General features: G+C 72.4%; 1 protein-coding gene. It reads left to right on the forward strand.

Annotated elements, in window-relative coordinates; genetic code table 11:
* Positions 1 to 246: 246 nt before the first annotated feature.
* Entirely contained in the window at positions 247 to 729 is a 483-nt protein-coding gene (locus ACFWI9_RS08270; RefSeq protein ID WP_387159846.1) for a hypothetical protein, read from the forward strand.
* The last annotated feature ends 337 nt before the right edge of the window (positions 730 to 1,066 follow it).

Below are 1,066 nucleotides of genomic sequence, written 5' to 3' on the forward strand. Positions count from 1 at the left end.
AGCTCACCGACAGCGCCTTCATGAGGGCCGCCGGCGCCGGCGCGATCGGCGACACCAAGCACGCGGCCCCCGGCCCCCCCCCCCCCCGGGCCCGACCGGCCCGGAGCGCGCGCTCGCCGCCCCCTGCCGCGCACCGTGCAACGCATCGGCGGAACCGAACCGCGCGCCAGCTAAGCAGTGATTGTGCCCAGGGACGCAGTGAGGCCGGCTTCCGGCCCACCGCCCACCGCCCACCAAGGAATCCTCATGCCCGCACGCCCGGAGCTCGCCTACCCCGGAGACGCCGCCATCTCGGCCGCCATGAGCAGCAGTCTGACCACCCTTGCCACCGTGTTCCAGGCACTCGGAGACGGCGAACACACGTTGAATCTTGTGGTCGAGCGGAACGACGATGCGTTCGTCACGGGCCGTACCGATCTCTCAATCGGGATGGCGCCTCTCCGCTTGGCCGTCCTGGACGAAGACGAGTTCAGCACCCTGCGCATGCTGCTGGTGTTCGCGCTGGAGGGCAGCACGACGCTCAACGCCGTCCTCCTCGCCACCACGGCCGCCGAGCCCAACCCGCGCGCGTGCGGCTGGTCCGTGCGTGACGGGTGGCTTCACCCCATGGACCCGACCGCGCTCCAGGAGGCCGTCCGCCCCTGCCCCGACCTCTCCGCCGTCATGCGCGAGGTCTACCCCGCCCCTGTACTGCACTGCCCCAGCTGGACAACAGAGGAGCGCTCATGACCGAGAAGCCCGCCTTACGCCGGACGGATACCGCACCAACACCAAGCCGGTTTCCGGCACAACCAAGCAGGTCAACGGCCACGCCCTCGGTGGGAAGTTCTTCACTATGCACGGCCGCCGCAACGCGGCCTGTCCCTACGGCCGCCGCCCCAGCCTCACCAACCGGGGCACTCTCCGCCGTCACAAGCCGCCGAAGGAGTAGCCCAGCAGCAGCCGTCCACGCCCCACCCCGATGCGCGGGGCGTGGACGGCCGCCCCCCCCCCCGCGGCCACCCCCGCCGGGGGGGCGCGCAACCCCCCGGGATTCACCCCCGCCCGCGGGGGCCCCAGGCCCAAC

It is taken from the genome of Streptomyces sp. NPDC127084, from assembly GCF_042724175.1.
Lineage (GTDB): Bacteria > Actinomycetota > Actinomycetes > Streptomycetales > Streptomycetaceae > Streptomyces.